This window comes from Actinosynnema sp. NPDC053489, from assembly GCF_044544865.1.
In the GTDB taxonomy this organism is placed as follows: Bacteria; Actinomycetota; Actinomycetes; order Mycobacteriales; family Pseudonocardiaceae; genus Actinosynnema.
In genome coordinates this window covers 1-17,051 of the sequence record NZ_JBITXT010000012.1, presented here as the reverse complement: position 1 = coordinate 17,051, position 17,051 = coordinate 1, and the positions used below count along the sequence as shown (strand labels likewise).

The 17,051-nt window shown below is 73.1% G+C and carries 19 protein-coding genes and 1 pseudogene; 16 read left to right on the top strand and 4 right to left on the bottom strand.

Features of this window, described 5'->3' with window-relative positions:
• Nucleotides 1-11: 11 nt before the first annotated feature.
• Together ACIGNX_RS25475 and ACIGNX_RS25470 are read right to left on the bottom strand one after the other, a co-directional pair.
• Entirely contained in the window at nucleotides 12-1,319 is a 1,308-nt protein-coding gene (locus tag ACIGNX_RS25475) for a PTS transporter subunit EIIC (RefSeq protein WP_396543209.1), read from the bottom strand.
• Nucleotides 1,316-2,086, bottom strand: coding sequence for a GntR family transcriptional regulator (locus ACIGNX_RS25470; protein WP_396543208.1), 771 nt, complete (start codon nucleotides 2,084-2,086; stop codon nucleotides 1,316-1,318). The genes ACIGNX_RS25475 and ACIGNX_RS25470 overlap by 4 nt, the downstream gene beginning before the upstream one ends.
• Nucleotides 2,087-2,251: 165 nt before the next feature.
• On the opposite strand from ACIGNX_RS25470, the gene ACIGNX_RS25465 reads away from it, so the two are divergent.
• The 7 genes from ACIGNX_RS25465 (at nucleotide 2,252) to ACIGNX_RS25435 (ending at nucleotide 8,368) form a co-directional block, all read left to right on the top strand.
• The gene (locus ACIGNX_RS25465; protein WP_053721653.1) at nucleotides 2,252-2,488 is read left to right on the top strand and encodes a glucose PTS transporter subunit EIIB; all 237 of its coding nucleotides are present in this window, start codon (nucleotides 2,252-2,254) and stop codon (nucleotides 2,486-2,488) included.
• On the top strand, nucleotides 2,485-2,937 hold the full coding sequence (locus ACIGNX_RS25460; protein WP_396543207.1) for a PTS glucose transporter subunit IIA: 453 nt from the start codon (nucleotides 2,485-2,487) through the stop codon (nucleotides 2,935-2,937). The genes ACIGNX_RS25465 and ACIGNX_RS25460 overlap by 4 nt, the downstream gene beginning before the upstream one ends.
• Before the next feature lie 84 nt (nucleotides 2,938-3,021).
• The gene (locus tag ACIGNX_RS25455) at nucleotides 3,022-3,579 is read left to right on the top strand and encodes a prepilin peptidase (RefSeq protein WP_396543206.1); all 558 of its coding nucleotides are present in this window, start codon (nucleotides 3,022-3,024) and stop codon (nucleotides 3,577-3,579) included.
• Between the two features lie 104 nt (nucleotides 3,580-3,683).
• A complete protein-coding gene (aroC, locus tag ACIGNX_RS25450; protein WP_396543205.1) occupies nucleotides 3,684-4,883 on the top strand; it encodes a chorismate synthase in 1,200 nt (399 codons plus the stop codon).
• Nucleotides 4,880-5,404 carry a shikimate kinase gene (locus ACIGNX_RS25445; RefSeq protein WP_396543204.1) on the top strand — a complete coding sequence of 175 codons (525 nt, stop codon included), beginning with the start codon at nucleotides 4,880-4,882 and terminating at the stop codon, nucleotides 5,402-5,404. Before aroC ends, ACIGNX_RS25445 begins: the two co-directional genes overlap by 4 nt.
• A gap of 43 nt (nucleotides 5,405-5,447) precedes the next feature.
• Entirely contained in the window at nucleotides 5,448-6,554 is a 1,107-nt protein-coding gene (aroB, locus tag ACIGNX_RS25440) for a 3-dehydroquinate synthase (RefSeq protein WP_396543203.1), read from the top strand.
• A 278-nt stretch (nucleotides 6,555-6,832) separates the two neighbouring features.
• A complete protein-coding gene (locus ACIGNX_RS25435; RefSeq protein WP_396543202.1) occupies nucleotides 6,833-8,368 on the top strand; it encodes a beta-xylosidase in 1,536 nt (511 codons plus the stop codon).
• Between the two features lie 69 nt (nucleotides 8,369-8,437).
• Here ACIGNX_RS25435 and ACIGNX_RS25430 read toward each other — a convergent pair whose 3' ends face one another.
• Nucleotides 8,438-8,845: a hypothetical protein gene (locus ACIGNX_RS25430; RefSeq protein WP_396543201.1), complete on the bottom strand. Its 408-nt coding sequence runs from the start codon at nucleotides 8,843-8,845 to the stop codon at nucleotides 8,438-8,440.
• 122 nt (nucleotides 8,846-8,967) lie between these two features.
• Between ACIGNX_RS25430 and ACIGNX_RS25425 the strand changes: the two genes are divergently transcribed.
• The 3 genes from ACIGNX_RS25425 (at nucleotide 8,968) to nusB (ending at nucleotide 11,117) form a co-directional block, all read left to right on the top strand.
• A complete protein-coding gene (locus ACIGNX_RS25425; protein WP_396543200.1) occupies nucleotides 8,968-10,053 on the top strand; it encodes a M24 family metallopeptidase in 1,086 nt (361 codons plus the stop codon).
• Nucleotides 10,054-10,132: 79 nt separating this feature from the next.
• Entirely contained in the window at nucleotides 10,133-10,696 is a 564-nt protein-coding gene (gene efp / locus ACIGNX_RS25420) for an elongation factor P (RefSeq protein WP_396543199.1), read from the top strand.
• 1 nt (nucleotide 10,697) lies between these two features.
• Nucleotides 10,698-11,117 (top strand): transcription antitermination factor NusB, encoded by a 420-nt coding sequence (gene nusB, locus ACIGNX_RS25415; RefSeq protein WP_396543198.1) that lies wholly within the window; start codon nucleotides 10,698-10,700, stop codon nucleotides 11,115-11,117.
• Between the two features lie 115 nt (nucleotides 11,118-11,232).
• Here the strand turns inward: nusB and ACIGNX_RS25410 are convergent, their stop codons facing one another.
• Nucleotides 11,233-11,721 carry a transcriptional regulator gene (locus ACIGNX_RS25410; protein ID WP_015103676.1) on the bottom strand — a complete coding sequence of 163 codons (489 nt, stop codon included), beginning with the start codon at nucleotides 11,719-11,721 and terminating at the stop codon, nucleotides 11,233-11,235.
• Nucleotides 11,722-11,978: 257 nt separating this feature from the next.
• On the opposite strand from ACIGNX_RS25410, the gene pyrR reads away from it, so the two are divergent.
• The 6 genes and pseudogenes from pyrR to carB form a co-directional block, all read left to right on the top strand.
• On the top strand, nucleotides 11,979-12,551 hold the full coding sequence (gene pyrR / locus ACIGNX_RS25405; protein ID WP_396543197.1) for a bifunctional pyr operon transcriptional regulator/uracil phosphoribosyltransferase PyrR: 573 nt from the start codon (nucleotides 11,979-11,981) through the stop codon (nucleotides 12,549-12,551).
• Nucleotides 12,548-13,480 (top strand): aspartate carbamoyltransferase catalytic subunit, encoded by a 933-nt coding sequence (locus ACIGNX_RS25400; protein WP_396543196.1) that lies wholly within the window; start codon nucleotides 12,548-12,550, stop codon nucleotides 13,478-13,480. The genes pyrR and ACIGNX_RS25400 overlap by 4 nt, the downstream gene beginning before the upstream one ends.
• Nucleotides 13,477-14,760, top strand: a complete 1,284-nt coding sequence (locus ACIGNX_RS25395) for a dihydroorotase (RefSeq protein ID WP_396543195.1) — start codon at nucleotides 13,477-13,479, stop codon at nucleotides 14,758-14,760. Before ACIGNX_RS25400 ends, ACIGNX_RS25395 begins: the two co-directional genes overlap by 4 nt.
• Nucleotides 14,757-15,239 (top strand): transporter, encoded by a 483-nt coding sequence (locus ACIGNX_RS25390; RefSeq protein WP_396543194.1) that lies wholly within the window; start codon nucleotides 14,757-14,759, stop codon nucleotides 15,237-15,239. The genes ACIGNX_RS25395 and ACIGNX_RS25390 overlap by 4 nt, the downstream gene beginning before the upstream one ends.
• A complete protein-coding gene (gene carA / locus ACIGNX_RS25385; RefSeq protein ID WP_396543193.1) occupies nucleotides 15,236-16,360 on the top strand; it encodes a glutamine-hydrolyzing carbamoyl-phosphate synthase small subunit in 1,125 nt (374 codons plus the stop codon). Before ACIGNX_RS25390 ends, carA begins: the two co-directional genes overlap by 4 nt.
• A pseudogene (carB, locus tag ACIGNX_RS25380) lies at nucleotides 16,360-17,051 on the top strand (carbamoyl phosphate synthase large subunit); the annotation flags it as partial. The gene carA and the pseudogene carB, both read left to right, overlap by 1 nt.

Genomic DNA, 17,051 nt, shown 5'->3' with positions numbered 1-17,051 from the left:
TCGACTCGCCGTCAGGACGCGGTGGCGTCCGGGCGGCCTTCCTCGTCGCGCCGGGCCGACCGCGCGGTCCTGGCGGTCCGCTCCTCGTCGACCACGCTCTGGTCGGCCTCCGGGTCCTCGTCCTCGGCACGGCCCGGCGTCCTCAGGTTCCACTTGGTGATGACGAAGCGGAACAGGAAGTAGTAGATGGCCGCGTAGATCACGCCCAGCACCAGGATCAGCAGGGGCTTGGTCGCGATGCTGAAGTTGAGCAGGTAGTCGATGGCGCCGGCGGAGAAGCCGAACCCGTCGTGGATGCCCAGCGCGTTGCTGATCGCCAGCGACGTGCCGGTGAGCACCGCGTGGATCACGTACAGCGGCCACGCCACGAACATGAACGCGAACTCCAGCGGTTCGGTCACACCCGTGATGAACGCGGTCAGCGCCGCCGAGCCCATGATGCCCGCGATGACCTTGCGCTGCGCCGGCCGGGCCGTGTGCACGATGGCCAGCGCCGCCGCCGGCAGGGCGAACATGAAGATCGGGAAGAAGCCGGTCTGGAACGTGCCCGCGCTCGGGTCGCCCGCCAGGAACCGCGGGATGTCGCCGGTCTTGCCGTCGAACTCGCCGAACTGGAACCACAGCACGTTGTTGACGATGTGGTGCAGGCCCAGCGGGATCAGCAGCCGGTTGACCACGCCGTACAGGCCCGCGCCGATGATCGTGCTGCCGGTGATCGCCTCGCCGACGTGCTTCAGCCCCGCCGCGAACACCGGGTACACCAGGCCCATCAGCACGCCGACGACCACGATCACGCCCGCCACCAGGATCGGCACGAACCGCCGACCGCCGAAGAACGCCAGGTACGGCGGCAGCTTGATGCGGTGGTACCTCTGCCACAGCACGGCCGTGATCAGACCGACGACGATGCCGCCGAGCACCCGGTAGTCGATCAGGTTGGCCTTGGCGGTCGGGTCCTCCGGCTGGTCGAGCACCAGCGGCGACATCGCCTTGAACACGCCCTGCAGCACCACGTAGCCGACGACCGCGGCCAGGCCCGTGGAACCGTCGCCGCGCCGGGCGAAACCGACGGCGATGCCGACCGCGAACAGCAGGGGCAGGTTGGCGAACAGCGCGTCGCCCGCGTTGCCGATGACCGCGGCGACCTGGTTCCAGCCCAGGCCGTCCTTGCCCAGCATGTCGTCTTGGCCGAGTCGCAGCAGAAGGGCTGCGGCGGGCAGCACGGCGATCGGCAGCATGAGGCTGCGACCGAAGCGCTGGAGCCCGGCCAGGCCCTTGATCTCACGACCGCCGGTCGCCTGTGGGGCGCTGGCGCTCATGGGGTACCTCCCTTGGCGGAGTGGTGCGGGCCGGATTCCGGGACGGTCCGGTCCAATTGCATGGTCACCTGGTAGAGATCGCCCCGGTACCAGGACGTCATGTCCTCGACGGGCCTGCCTCGTGAGCTGGAGACCCGCCGGAAGACCAGCAGCGAGCTGCCGGGGCGGACGCGCAGCAGCTTCGCGGTGTCGGTGTCGGCGCCCTCGGCCCACACGGTCTGGCCCGCGTGGTCGAGCTGCACCCCGTAGGTGTCGGCGAGGAGGGTGTAGAGCGAGGTGGTGAGGTCGTGCCGGTCGAGGTCGGGCACGACCCGCGGGTTGTACCAGCCGCGTTCGACGGCCAGCGGCACGCCGTCGGCCAGGCGCACGCGGACGAGCCGGCACGCCGGTTCGCGCGGCGGCAGGCCGAGCGCGGCGGCCGCCTCGAGCGGCGGGAGCTCCTCGGCGCAGGTCAGCACCTCGGTCGCGGGGGTGAGGCCGCGCCGGCGCATGTCGTCGGTGAAGGACTCCAGGTACAGCTGGACGTCCATGCGCCGCCGGGCGGTGAAGGTGCCCCGGCCCGTCGCCCTGGTGAGCAGCCCCTCGGCGACGAGCTGGCCCACGGCCGCCCGCACTGTGATGCGGGACACACCGTACTGCCGGGCGAGGTCGCGTTCGGACGGGATCGCCGAGCCGGGCGGGAGTTCCTGCTCGGCCATGCGCCGCAGGATGTCGCGGAGCTGGGCGTGCTTGGGCTTCGGCCCGTCGACGATCTCGTAGCGGCTCATGACACCTCCCCGGTGCTCGCGCGGTCACACCCGGATTGGTACTTTCCGGTCTAGACCAGTTGGTGCGGGGAGGATGCTCCGCGCCCCAACCGGGTGTCAACCGCCGTTACGGGACCGTGCCCGAGCGGTGGCACCCTCGGGCCAGGTGTCGAGAGAGGACTTGAAGTGGCGGACGACAAGGCGGAGCGGATCCTCGCGGCGCTCGGCGGCGCGGACAACATCGTGGAGATCGAACCGTGCATCACGCGCCTGCGCTGTGAGCTGGAGGACGGTTCCCTGGTGGACGAGAAGGCGTTGAAGGGACTGGGCGCGCACGGCGTGATGCGCTCGGGCAACGTCGTGCAGGTGGTCGTGGGCCCCGAGGCCGACACGATCGCCAGCGACATCGAGGACCTGCTGTGACGTTGCGCGTGGCCAGCCCGGTCAGCGGGCGCGTGGTGCCGCTGACCGAGGTGCCGGACCCGGTGTTCGCCCAGGCCATGGTGGGTCCGGGCGTGGCGGTCGAGCCCGAGCGCGGTCCGGCGGACGTGGTGTCGCCCGTGGACGGGACCGTGGTGACGCTGCACCCGCACGCGTTCGTCGTGGCCACCGCGGAGGGCGCGGCGGTGCTGGTGCACCTCGGGATCGACACGGTGAAGCGCAAGGGCGAGGGCTTCACGCTGCACGTGGTCAAGGGCGAGGCGGTGCGCGCGGGGCAGCCCGTGGTGACGTGGGACCCGGCCGAGGTGGAAGCGGCGGGGTTCGCGCCGATCTGCCCGGTGATCGCCCTGGACGCCGCCCCGGAGGTCCTGCTGGACCAGGCGGGCGGTCCGGTGGCGGCGGGCGACGCGTTGTTCTCCTGGCAGCGCTGACCTCCCGGTGCGGGTGCGGGTGAATGGTCCATTCACCCGCACTCCCCGTTGCACCCGGGAAAGCCGCGGGACGACGCTGGTCCCGTGGTCATCTCCGGGTTCCTGGCCGGCGCCGCGGGCGCCGGGTTGTTGCGCCGCCTGCCCCGCGGGGCGGACGTGTGCTGGCTGTGGTGCGCCGCGGCGACGGCGGTGTTGTGGTTCGTGGCCTGGGCGTTGGCGCCGCCGACGTGGCTGCCCGTCCCGCTGCTCGTGGGGTGGCTCGGCGTGCTGCTGACGGCGGTCGACCTGCGCCACCGCAGGCTGCCCGACGCGGTGACGCTCCCCGCCTACCCGCTGGTCGGCGTGACGCTGTGGCTGTGCGGCGCGGACCCGTGGCGCGCGCTGGCGGGGTGCGTGCTGTTCGGCGGCTTCCACCTCCTGGTCCACGTGCTCGCGCCGGGGGCGATGGGCGGTGGGGACGTGAAGCTGTCCGGCTCGCTGGGCGCGGTGCTGGCGTCGGTGTCGTGGTGGGCCCTGCCCGCGGCGGCCGTCCTGGCGAGCCTGGTCACGCTGGCGCTGGGCGTGCGGCGGCGGGTCGGCGGCGTCCCGCACGGGCCCGGCTTGCTGGCCGCGACGTGGCTGGTGGCCGTGGCGGCGGGGTGAGCGGGTCGCCTCGGGAGGGGTCGACCGTCCACTCGGCGGGACGCGGCGCAGGGGCGCTGACCTGACGGTTCGGCGGGTGGTGGCGCTGTGGAAGGATCGGCGGCGTGCTGCGCTGGATCACCGCTGGGGAGTCCCATGGACCGGCCCTCGTCGCCGTGCTGGAAGGCATGGTCGCCGGGGTCGAGGTCACCACTGCCGACCTGACCGCTCAACTGGAGCGCCGCCGGCTCGGCTTCGGCCGCAGCCCCCGCATGGGGTTCGAGGCGGACGAGGTCGAGATCCTCGGCGGGGTCCGCCACGGGCTCACCCAGGGCGGCCCGATCGCGGTCCGGATCGGCAACACCGAGTGGCCCAAGTGGCAGAAGGTGATGTCCGCCGACCCCGTCGACCCGTCGGAGCTCAAGCCGACCGGCCGCAACGAGGCGCTGACCAGGCCCAGGCCCGGCCACGCCGACCTGCCCGGCATGCAGAAGTTCGGCTTCGACGAGGCCCGCCCGGTGCTCGAACGCGCCAGCGCCCGGGAGACCGCGGCGCGCACCGCGCTCGGCACGGTCGCCCGCCACTTCCTCAAGCAGGTCTTCGGCGTGGACGTCGTCAGCCACGTCGTGTCGATCGGCAAGGCGAGGACGCCCGCCGACGCGCCCGTGCCCGGCCCGGACGACCTGGCCGCCGTGGACGCGAGCCCGGTCCGGGCGTTCGACGCGCGCGGCACCGAGGCGATGGTCGCCGAGGTCGAGGCGGTGAAGGAGGCCGGTGACACGGTCGGCGGCGTGATCGAGGTCATCGCCTACGGCCTGCCGCCGGGCCTCGGCTCGCACGTGCACTGGGACCGACGGCTCGACGCGCGGCTCGCGGGCGCGCTGATGGGCGTGCAGGCGATGAAGGGGGTGGAGATCGGCGACGGCTTCACCACCGCCGAGCGGTGGGGCAGCGAGGCCCACGACGAGATCGACCGCGGCACGGGGCCCAAGGGCGTCACCCGACGCTCCAACCGGGCCGGTGGCCTGGAGGGCGGCATCACCAACGGCGAGCCGCTGCGCGTGCGCGTCGCCATGAAGCCGATCTCGACCGTGCCCCGCGCGTTGTCCACTGTGGACGTCCGAACGGGAGAGGCCGCGGTGGCGATCCACCAGCGCTCGGACGTGTGCGCGGTGCCCCGCGCGGGCGTGGTGCTGGAGTCGGTGGTGGCGCTGGTGCTCGCCGAGGCGGCGCTGGAGAAGTTCGGCGGCGACTCGATCGCCGAGACCAGGCGCAACGTCGCCTCCTACCTGGAGGCGCTGGAAGCCCGCTGGGAGGGCCTGTGAGCCCCCGCTACGTCGTCCTCGGCCCGCCCGGGGCCGGCAAGACGACGGTCGGCACGCTGCTCGCCGAGCGCCTCGGCGTCGCCTTCCGCGACACCGACGACGACGTGGTCACCACCGCGGGCAAGCCGATCTCCGACGTCTTCACCGACGACGGCGAGCCGGCGTTCCGCGCGATGGAGGAGGAGGCCGTCGCCGAGGGGCTCAAGACCCACGACGGCGTGCTCGCGCTCGGCGGCGGCGCGGTGCTGTCCGCGGCCACCCGCGACCGGCTGGCCGGCCACACCGTGGTCTTCCTCAACGTCGGCATGGCCGAGGGCGTGCGGCGCACCGGCATGTCCAGCGCCCGACCGCTGCTGGCGGGGGTCAACCCGCGGGCGACGTTCAAGGCGCTGCTGGACGCCCGCCTGCCGCTGTACCGGGAGGTCGCCACGATCGAGGTGACCACCGACGACCTCACCCCGGAGCAGGTGGTCGACGCCGTGCTCGGGCACGGTCCGCGCCGGGACGACCCCGACGCGTGAGGACCGGACGTGGTCGAATGGTGACCGACGAAGGGGAGTGGTGATGGGCGAGCCGGTGCGGATCCGCGTGGCCGCGGAACGACCGTACGACGTGCTGGTGGGCCGCGGCCTGCTCGGCGACCTGGTGGAGACCCTGAGGGGCACGGCCAGGGCGGCGATCGTCCACACGCCCACGCTGGCGGAGACCGCCGAGGCGGTCCGCGGCGAGCTGGAGGCCGCCGGGGTCGACGCGCACCGCGTCGAGGTCCCCGACGCCGAGGACGGCAAGGACCTGCGGGTCGCCGGGTACTGCTGGGACGTGTTCGGGCGCATCGGCCTCGGTCGCGCGGACGCCGTGGTCGGCCTGGGCGGCGGCGCGGTGACCGACCTGGCCGGGTTCGTCGCCTCCACCTGGATGCGCGGGGTGCGGCTGGTCCACGTGCCCACCACGCTGCTGGGCATGGTGGACGCCGCCGTCGGCGGCAAGACCGGCATCAACACCGACGCCGGCAAGAACCTGGTCGGCACGTTCTACGAGCCGGACGCCGTGCTGGTCGACCTGGCCACGCTGGAGACGCTGCCGCGCAACGAGCTGGTCGCGGGCATGGCCGAGGTGGTCAAGGGCGGTTTCATCGCCGACCCGGTGATCCTCGACCTGATCGAGGCCGACCCCCGGGCCGCGCTCGACCCGACCGGTGAGGTGATCGAGGAGCTGGTCCGGCGCAAGATCCAGGTCAAGGCCGACGTGGTGTCGACGGACCTGCGCGAGTCGGACCTGCGGGAGATCCTCAACTACGGCCACACCCTCGCCCACGCGATCGAGCGCCGCGAGCGCTACCGCTGGCGGCACGGCGCGGCCGTGAGCGTCGGCCTGGTGTTCGCCGCGGAGCTGGCGCGCCTGGCGGGCAGGCTGGACGACGCCACCGCCGACCGCCACCGCTCGATCCTCCGCTCGCTGGGCCTGCCGACGGGGTACGACCCGGACGCGCTCGGCCAGCTCCTGGAGGGCATGCGCACGGACAAGAAGACCCGCTCGGGCGTGCTGCGGTTCGTGGTGCTCGACGGCCTGGCCAAGCCCGGCCGGCTGGAGGGCCCGGACCCGGCGCTCATCGCGGCGGCGTACTCCGCGGTGGCGGCCGAGCCGAAGTCGGGCGGCAGCATCCTGCTGTGACGAGGTGGCGGCGGGCCACCCGCACCACGTCGAGCACCGGCACCACCTCCGCGCCCGACGCGACTGGTCGCCGTGGTTCGCCGCCCGATACCCCCATGCGGGTGGCCCGGATCACGACATCGCGGGATCTGGAGAACACGGACGGTTTCGAAGTGGCACCCGTTGCCTCGTCCGGTTGACACCCACCTGACGGAGTCGGTCCCTACACTGAACCGCGCCGGGCCCGTCTTCGCACTCCCGGTGCCGGCCATTCGGGAGAAGTGGAGATCCGCCCCGCCATGTCGAGGTCCGATGGGGGAGCGGCGAGGCTCCTCGGTGTCGTGCTGGCCGTGGCGCTGACGGCGGCCTGCGCGCCGAGCGCCGCCGAACCGGTGCCCGACCCCGTGGCGAGCGGCGACGCGGCCCCGCCCGGCGCGGCGGCCCCGGCCAAGAGCCCGGTCGCACCGCCCCCTCGGCCGGTGGCGCTGGCCACGGACCGGGCCAGGCAGAGCGCCGGCGTCGTGGCGCACGGCGGCGGGGACGCGCCCTACAACTACGCCCCGACCCTCCTGCTGGAGGGCGGCAAGCACCGCATGTGGTGGTGCAGCCAGCTCGGCGCGGCCCAGCCGGGCGGTGACGACGTGCTCTACGCCGAGAGCGCGGGCGTCGACGGCCCGTTCACCGCGCCCGACGGCAACCCGTCGACGCCGGTGCTGTCCGGCAGCACGGCGGGCTTCGACGCCATGCACACGTGCGACCCCTCGGTGATCAGGGTCGACGGCACCTACTACCTCTACTACACCGGCGCGGAGCGCGACGACCACGCCAACGGCAGCGCCGTCGGCGTCGCCACCAGCAAGGACGGCCTCACGTGGACGCGCGCGGGCCAGGCGATCGTCGGCCCGTCCCACGACGTGCTGCGGGACAACGTCTACGGCGCGGGCCAGCAGTCGGCGCTGTGGCTGGACGGCTGGTTCTACCTGATGTTCACCGACACGACCGCCGAGGCGGCCGGGTGGAACGGCGCCGGCCAGTTCGTGCTGCGCTCCCGGGACCCGCTGTTCGCCTCCGGCGTGCAGGCGCTGGGCAGGTCGGGCTTCCAGCAGGTGCCGGACACGCGGTCCAGGAGGACCCGCTCGGTGGTCGACGCGTTCAGCGCCGACTGGATGTACGTCGACGCGTTGCAGGCGTTCGTCATCGCCCACTCGACCGAGGAGGGCACGACGCTGACGTTCTGGAACAAGGACTTCACCGCCACGCCGCACCCGCGGGTGCACATCCCGGGGCCGTGGCGCGAGGGACCGGGCCTGGTCCGCACCGCGCTCGGGCACGCGCCGGTGTCGCCGGAGGACCCGTGCGGCCGGGTCGCGGTGGACGTGGTGCGCGCGACCGTGCAGGGCCCGGCGAACGCGCCCACCGACCTGGTGCACTACGGCCTCGACCTCGCCGACGTGCCCGGCTGCGCGACGAAGGAGGCGGCGCGCGCGCTGCGCGGCTTCGCCGTGCCGTCGCCCGCGAACACCACGGACCTCGTCCTGGACGGCGGGGTGGTCCGCGTCGAGCGCCGCTCGGTGACCGACCGGCTGGCGGTCCGGGTGCTGGACCGCCGCCCGCCGGTGGTGGACCACCTGCCCGTCGTGGCGGAGGTCCCGGCGGGCGCCGAGGCCGTGCGGGCGCCCGACGGCAGGCTCGGCCTGGTGCTGGCCGACCGGCTGTGGGTGCTCGGCGCCGGCGAGGTGGCCGCCCAGGTCGTCGCGGCGAACTCCTCGAAGCCGACCGCCGTGACCGAGGAGGTCTGGGACTCCTACGAGGAGGTGGGCGACCTGCGCCGTTAGAGCGGTGCCGGGCAACGCCCGCCAGGGTGGTCCTCCGGCCCGTCGACCGGCGCGTTCCCGGTCAGCGCGCTAGCGGGAGCCCTCGGGCTTGGGCTGGGGCAGCGCGTTGCCGACGCCCATCCCGACCACCGCCGCGCCCATGACGAGCAACGCGGTGAACGCCGCGCCCCCCGTCAGCGCCGGACCGAGCGCTTCGAGGCCCGTCTGGTCCACCAGCGACCGGCCCAGCACGCCGACCAGCCCGGCCAGCGGCCCGGCCACGAGCGCCGCGGCGAACCACACCATGCCGCGCCCCTCGAGCCGCCGCCAGGCGTCCAGCGCACCCCACAGCACGCCGATGACGACGACCAGCGCGAGCGCGATGTACCGGACGGCCGAGGCGGCCTCGGGGCTGTGGACGCCCACCGCCGAGGTGCCGGTCTGCACCCCGCCGTGGAACAACCCCGTCCAGAAGCCTCGGACCAGCCACGCGCGCATGCCGCCCACCCTAGGTCGGACCGGCGGCCGGTCATAGGGGCACGTCCGCCGCGCGACCCCCGCACTGTTCACCCGATCGAGTGGCACGTTGAGGTGGCCCGCCGGGCCTTAGGCTGCTGGGCATGCCGCACTCCACTCGCCGCGCCGCCCTGCGCGCCACGCTCCGGGACCGGGGGCTGGACGCGCTGCTGGTGACGAACCTGCTCAACGTCCGCTACCTGACGGGGTTCACCGGCTCGAACGCGGCGCTGCTCGTGCGCGCGGACGCCGACGACACCGCGGTCTTCTGCACCGACGGCCGCTACCTCCTCCAGGCCGGGGCCGAGGTCCCGGACCTGGAGCGGGTCATCGACCGGCCGTGCGACGCGGCGCTGGTCGGCCGGGCGGTCGGGGCGGGCGCGCGCCGGATCGGCTTCGAGAGCCGCCACGTCACCGTGGACGGCCTGGACGCCCTGGTCGCCGCGGCGGGCGACGCCGAACTGGTGCGCGCCGCCGACCTGGTGGAACGGCTGCGGCTGGTCAAGGACGACGCCGAGGTCGAGGCGCTGCGCATGGCGTGCGCGGCGGCCGACCGGGCGCTGGCCGGGCTCGTGGAGCACGGCGGCCTGCGACCGGGCCGCACCGAGCGGGAGATCGCCCGCGAGCTGGAGGGCCGCATGCTCGACCACGGCGCGGCCGGCCCGTCGTTCGAGTCGATCGTGGCGACGGGCGCGAACTCGGCCGTGCCGCACCACCGGCCGACCGACGCCGTCGTCCGGGACGGCGACTTCGTGAAGCTCGACTTCGGCGCCCTGGTCGACGGCTACCACTCGGACATGACCCGCACCGTGGTCGTCGGCCGGGCCGCGGACTGGCAGCGGGAGCTGTACGAGCTGGTCGCGGCCTCGCAGGCGGCCGGTCGGGCCGCGCTGGCGGTCGGGGCGGCGCTGTCGGACGTGGACGCGGCGGCGCGCGGCGTCATCGAGGACGCGGGGTACGGCGAGCAGTTCCCGCACGGTCTCGGCCACGGCGTCGGCCTGCAGATCCACGAGGCTCCGGCGCTGTCCAAGGCGGGTGACGGTACACTTCTGCCCGGCATGGCGGTCACCGTCGAGCCCGGTGTGTACCTGGCCGGGAAGGGTGGTGTCCGCATCGAGGACACGCTCGTGGTGCGCGCAGGCGCCCCGGAGCTCCTCACCCTGACCACGAAGGAGCTCGTGGTCGTCTGAAGTCGGATCGCCAGGAAACGACAGCCGTCGGCCGAGCCGACGCCGTCCTCCACCTCACGCAACAGGAGAGCCCACCACCGTGGCCACCACCAACGACCTGAAGAACGGCCTGGTGCTGAACCTCGACGGCCAGCTGTGGACCGTCACCGCGTTCCAGCACGTGAAGCCGGGCAAGGGCGGCGCCTTCGTGCGCACCACGTTGAAGCACGTCCTGTCCGGCAAGGTCGTGGACAAGACCTTCAACGCGGGCACGAAGGTCGAGACGGCCACCGTCGACAAGCGGGGCATGACCTACCTGTACCGGGACGGCTCCGACTTCGTCTTCATGGACGGCGACACCTACGACCAGATCAGCATCCCGGCCGAGACGGTCGGCGACGCGGCGAACTACATGCTGGAGAACCAGGAAGCGATCGTCGCCGTGCACGAGGGCGTCGCGCTCTACGTCGAGCTGCCGACCTCGGTCGAGCTCGTGATCCAGCACACCGACCCGGGCCTGCAGGGCGACCGCTCCACCGGCGGCACCAAGCCCGCCACGCTGGAGACGGGCGCGGAGATCCAGGTGCCGCTGTTCGTCACGACCGGCGAGAAGATCAAGGTCGACACCCGCGACGGCCGCTACCTCGGCCGCGTGAACGGCTGAGATGGGCGCACGGAGCAAGGCCCGCAAACGCGCGGTCGACGTCCTCTACGAGGCCGACCTGCGGGGCGCCGACCCGGTGACGCTGCTCGCGGACCGGGTCGGTTCGACCGACGTGCCGCCGGTGAACGACTACACGGTCACCCTCGTGGAAGGCGTCACGGCGCACCGCGCGCGCATCGACGACCTGATCTCCGAGCACGCGGAGGGCTGGACGCTGCAGCGCATGCCGGCCGTCGACCGCGCGGTGCTGCGGATCGGGCTCTACGAGCTGCTGTGGGCGGCGGACGTGCCCGACGCGGTCGCGATCGACGAGGCGGTGGAGCTGGCCAAGGGCCTGTCCACGGACGACTCGCCGCGGTTCGTCAACGGCGTGCTCGGCCGGATCGCGGTCATCGCCGACCAGCTCAGGGCCGTGCTCTAGCCGCACACCGGGGACCGGCGTGCGGTCGCCGAACACCGGTGCACGGCTGCCGAACGCCGGGGAACGATCGGGAGGGCCACCCGCGGGCGAACCGCCGGGTGGCCCTTCGCCGTGCTCAGTCCTCCTTGGCCGGCCGGGCCTCGGGGGGCAGCACGCCCCAGTCGATGAGCTGCTCGGTCAGCTCGCCGGGCGTCATGTCGTAGATGATCGCCAACGAGCGCAGGTCCTCGGTCCGGATGGACAGCACCTTGCCGTTGTAGTCGCCGCGCTGGCTCTGGATGGTGGCCGCGTACCGCGCGAGCGGCCCGACCTTCTCCGCCGGCAGCTGCTGCAGCCGTTCCAGGTTGATGACGATCTTCGTGGCGGGTTCCGCACCGGACGGGACCCGGCCCTCCGGCAGCAGCTCGGCCACCGGGACGCCGTAGAAGTCGGCCAGCTCGGCGAGCTTCTGCACGGTGACGGCGCGGTCGCCGCGCTCGTACGAGCCGACGACGACAGCCTTCCAGCGACCGCCGGACTTCTGCTCGACGCCGTGCAAAGACAAGCCCTGCTGCTGGCGGATCGCGCGGAGCTTTGCCCCCAGCGCCTTGGCGTAGTCGCCCATGTGGCGGTTCTCCGTTCATTCGCCCCGTCAGCCGGTAGGGGACTGCCGCGGGGAGGCTTAGATCAATACGCAGAGTAATGATTGCTCTCCGTGGTCACCAGGTCAAGCTGATCTCGTTGGGACAGGTGGGCGAGACCACGCACACCACCCGGAAGATTGACCGCGCGCGCCTGATACCGTGCTGGTCAGCCCGGCGCAGCCGGGTGTCCGACGTCCTTTAAGGACCCGTCCAGCGAGGCGGGGAAGGAGGTCCAACCGTGGCGCCACGTCAACGTGGCGCGACGGACCCGGCCGGGGAGCGCGAGCTCCTGTCGGCCGGCGACGTCGCGCGCACCGTCGCCCGAATGGCCCATCAGATCATCGAGAAGACCGCCCTTGATGCACCCAGCGCACCCGCAGTAGTCCTGATGGGGATTCCGAGCCGGGGAGCGCCGCTGGCCCGCCGGCTGGCCCTGCGGATCGCCGAGTTCTCGGGTGTCGAGGTGCAGACCGGCACGCTGGACGTGACCCTCTACCGGGACGACCTGCGCCGCGGGCCGACCCGCCCGCTGGAGGCCACGAAGCTGCCTGACGGCGGCGTGGACGACAAGCTCGTGGTCCTGGTGGACGACGTGCTGTTCTCCGGCCGCACGATCCGCGCCGCGCTCGACGCCCTGCGCGACCACGGCCGCCCGCGGTCGGTGCAGCTGGCGGTGCTGGTCGACCGGGGTCACCGCGAACTGCCGATCCGCGCGGACTACGTGGGCAAGAACGTGCCCACGGCCCGCACCGAGGAGGTCCACGTGCTGCTGGAGGAGTTCGACCAGCGCGACGGGGTGGTGCTGCGGTGAGGCACCTGCTCACCACCGAGGGCATCGACCCGGCGCAGGCCACCGCCATCCTCGACACCGCGGCGAGCCTCAAGCAGGCCCTCGAGGGCCGTGAGGTGCGCAAACTCCCGACGCTGCGCGGCCGCACGGTCGTCACCGTGTTCTACGAGAACTCGACCCGAACCCGGGTCAGCTTCGAGATCGCGGGCAAGTGGATGAGCGCGGACGTGGTGAACGTCTCGTCGTCCGGCTCCAGCGTGGGCAAGGGCGAGTCGCTGCGCGACACCGCGCTCACCCTGGCCGCCGCGGGCGCGGACTGCGTCATCGTGCGGCACCCGGCGTCCGGCGCGGCGCACCGGCTGGCCGGCTGGCTGCGCGAGGCGGGCACGTCCGTGGTCAACGCGGGCGACGGCATGCACGAGCACCCCACCCAGGCGCTGCTCGACGCGGCCACCCTGCGGGAGCGGCTCGGCGACCTGCGCGACCGCCGGATCGCCATCGTGGGTGACGTGCTGCACAGCCGGGTCGCCCGGTCCAACGTGCACCTGCTCACCGCCCTGGGCGCGGACGTGACGCTCGTCGCACCGCCGACCCTGCTGCCGACCGGCGTGGAGAGCTGGCCGGTCACCGTCTCGCACGAGCTGGACGCCGAGCTGCCCGGCCTCGACGCCGTGATGCTGCTCCGGGTGCAGGCCGAGCGCATGCACGGGGGCTTCTTCCCCTCGTCCCGCGAGTACTCGATCGCCTACGGCCTGAGCGAGAGGCGGTCGCGGCTGCTGCCCGAGCACGCCGTCGTGCTGCACCCCGGTCCGATGCTGCGCGGCATGGAGATCGCCTCGGCGGTGGCCGACTCGCCCCGCGCCGCCATCACCGACCAGGTGCGCAACGGCGTCCACGTGCGCATGGCCGTGCTCTACCACCTGCTCGCCCATGAGGAGGAGACTTCGTGAAACCCTTGATCCTCAAGGGAGTACGACCGTACGGCGAGGGCGACCCGACCGACGTGCTGATCCGCGACGGCGTGATCGCCGCGATCGGACCCGCGGCGGACGACGACGCGGACGTGGTCGACGGCGGCGGCGCGGTGCTGCTGCCCGGTTTCGTCGACCTGCACACCCACCTGCGCGAACCCGGCCGCGAGGACACCGAGACCATCGCCACCGGCTCGGCCGCCGCCGCGCTGGGCGGCTACACGGCGGTGTTCGCCATGGCCAACACCAACCCGGTCGCCGACAACGAGGTGGTCGTCCAGCACGTCGCCCGGCGCGGCCGCGAGGTCGGCCTGGTCGACGTGCACCCGGTCGGCGCGGTCACCGTGGGCCTGGAGGGCGTGAAGCTCGCCGAGCTGGGCACCATGGCCAAGGCCGGGGTGCGCGTGTTCTCCGACGACGGCCACTGCGTGCACGACCCGCTGATCATGCGGCGCGCGCTGGAGTACAGCAAGGCGCTGGACGTGGTCGTCGCCCAGCACGCCGAGGAGCCCCGGCTGACCGTGGGCGCGCAGGCCCACGAGGGCGAGCGGGCGTCCCGGCTGGGCCTGCAGGGCTGGCCCGCCGCCGCGGAGGAGTCGATCGTGGCGCGGGACTGCCTGCTGGCCCTGCACGCGGGGGCCCGGCTGCACGTCTGCCACGTCTCCACCGCGGGCACCGCCGACGTGCTGCGGTGGGCCAAGGCGCGCGGCACCGAGGTGTCCGCCGAGGTCACGCCCCACCACCTGCTGCTGACCGACGAGCGGCTGGCCACCTACGACCCGGTGAACAAGGTCAACCCGCCGCTGCGCACCGCCGCGGACGTGGACCGGCTGCGCCGGGCGCTGGCCGAGGGCGTCATCGACTGCGTGGCCACCGACCACGCGCCGCACGCCGTCCAGGACAAGGACTGCGAGTGGTCCGCGGCCCGGCCCGGCATGCTCGGCCTCCAGACGGCCCTGTCGATCGTGGTGGAGACCATGGTCCGCACCGGGCTGCTGGACTGGCGCGGCGTGGCGAGGGTGATGAGCGAGCGGCCCGCGGCGATCGCGGGGCTGCCCGACCAGGGCCGGCCGATCGAGGTCGGCGAGCCCGCCAACCTCACCCTGGTCGACCCGGACGCGACGTGGACGGTGCGCGGCGCGGACTTCGCCAGCGTCGCGGCCAACACGCCGTACGAGGGCATGGAGCTGCCCGGCGCGGTGGTGGCGACGCTGCTGCGCGGGCGCGTGACGGCGGTCGGCGGGAGGGTCCCGGCATGACACGCGTGGTGTTGTCCCTGGTCGTCCTGGTGATCTTCCTGCTGTGCCTGTACGGCATGTGGCGCGGCTGGCAGAGCCGCAAGCGCCGCCAGGCGGACCTGCCGGCGTTCCCGCCGCCGCCCGCCGAGACCGGCGCGACGGTGCTGGAGACGACCGGCGTGTACGTCGGCACGACCATCGGCGACGACTGGCAGGACCGGGTGGCGGTGGGCGACGTCGGACACCGCGCCGAGGCGACCCTCAGGCTGACCGAGCGGGGCGTGCTGGTGGAGCGCACGGGCGCGAGCGCCCTGTGGATCCCGACCGCGCAGGTCGACGGCGCGCGCACGGCCCGCGGTCTCGCGGGCAAGGTGATGACCGCGGACGGCCTCCTGGTCATCCGCTGGCACCTCGGCGACCGGGTGTTCGACACCGGGTTCCGGGGCGACGACAAGGACGTGTACGAGCAGTGGGTGCAGGCACTGGGAGGCCGCTCATGAACGACTCGGTGACGAACGCGGCACTGGTGCTGGAGGACGGCCGCGTGTTCCGCGGCGAGGCGTACGGCGCCGTCGGCGCGAGCCTCGGCGAGGTGGTGTTCTCCACCGGCATGACCGGTTACCAGGAGACGCTGACCGATCCGTCGTACCACCGGCAGATCGTGGTGCAGACCGCGCCGCAGATCGGCAACACCGGCTGGAACGACGAGGACGACGAGTCCGGCCGCATCTGGGTCGCCGGCTACGTGGTCCGCGACCCGGCGCGGGTGCCGTCGAACTGGCGGTCCCGGCGCGGCCTGGACGAGGAGCTGGTCCGGCAGGGCATCGTCGGCATCTCCGGCATCGACACCCGGATGCTGACCCGCCACCTGCGCGAGCAGGGCGCGATGCGGGCCGGCGTGTTCTCCGGTGACGAGCTGGGCGGGGTCGAGGAGATGCTGGAGCGGGTGCGCAGCGCTCCGGCGATGAAGGGCGCGGACCTGGCCGGTGACGTCACGACGCCCGAGCCCTACGTGGTGGAGGCCGTCGGTGAGCGGCGTTTCACCGTGGCGGCGTTGGATTTGGGGATCAAGTCGAACACGCCCCGGATGATGGCGGCGCGGGGTATCGAGGTGCACGTGCTGCCGCTGACCTCCAGCGTGGAGGACCTGCTGGCGGTCAAGCCCGACGGGGTGTTCCTGTCCAACGGGCCGGGTGACCCGGCGACGCAGGCGCACGCGGTGGAGCTGACGAGGGGTGTGCTGGACCGGCGGGTCCCGTTGTTCGGCATCTGCTTCGGCAACCAGATCCTGGGTCGGGCGTTGGGTCGGGACACGTTCAAGCTGCGTTACGGGCATCGGGGGATCAACATCCCGGTGATCGACGTGTCGACGGGTCGGGTGGCGATCACGTCGCAGAACCACGGGTTCGCCCTGGAGGGTGAGCCGGGCGAGGAGTTCACCTCCGATTTCGGTCGGGTGTTGTTGAGCCACTACTGCCCCAACGACGGCACGGTGGAGGGTGTGCGCGCGTTGGACGTGCCCGCTTTCAGCGTGCAGTACCACCCCGAGGCGGCGGCGGGTCCGCACGACGCCGCACCGCTGTTCGACGAGTTCGTGACGATGATGGGCGAGGGTCGCTGATGCCGAAGAGGACTGATCTCAAGCACGTGCTGGTCATCGGCTCCGGCCCGATCGTCATCGGTCAGGCGTGCGAGTTCGACTACTCGGGCACGCAGGCGTGCCGGGTGCTGCGGGCGGAGGGCCTGCGGGTGTCGCTGGTGAACTCGAACCCGGCGACGATCATGACGGACCCGGAGTTCGCGGACGCGACCTACGTCGAGCCGATCACGCCGGAGTTCGTGGAGAAGGTGATCGCGGCGGAGCGGCCGGACGCGATCCTGGCGACGCTGGGCGGTCAGACGGCGTTGAACACCGCCATCGCGCTGCACGAGCGCGGGGTGCTGGAGAAGTACGACGTCGAGCTGATCGGCGCGGACATCGACGCCATCCAGCGCGGCGAGGACCGGCAGATCTTCAAGGACCTCGTGCGCCGGATCGGCGCGGACGTGCCCCGCAGCGCCGTCTGCAAGACCATGGACGACGTCCGCGCGACCGTGGCCGAGCTGGGCCTGCCCGTCGTCATCCGGCCGTCGTTCACGATGGGCGGTCTGGGGTCGGGCATGGCGCACACGCCGGAGGAGCTGGAGCGGCTGGCGGCCAGTGGTCTGGCGGAGTCCCCGGTGACGGAGGTGCTGGTCGAGGAGAGCGTGCTCGGCTGGAAGGAGTACGAGCTGGAGTTGATGCGCGACCGCAACGACAACGTGGTCGTGGT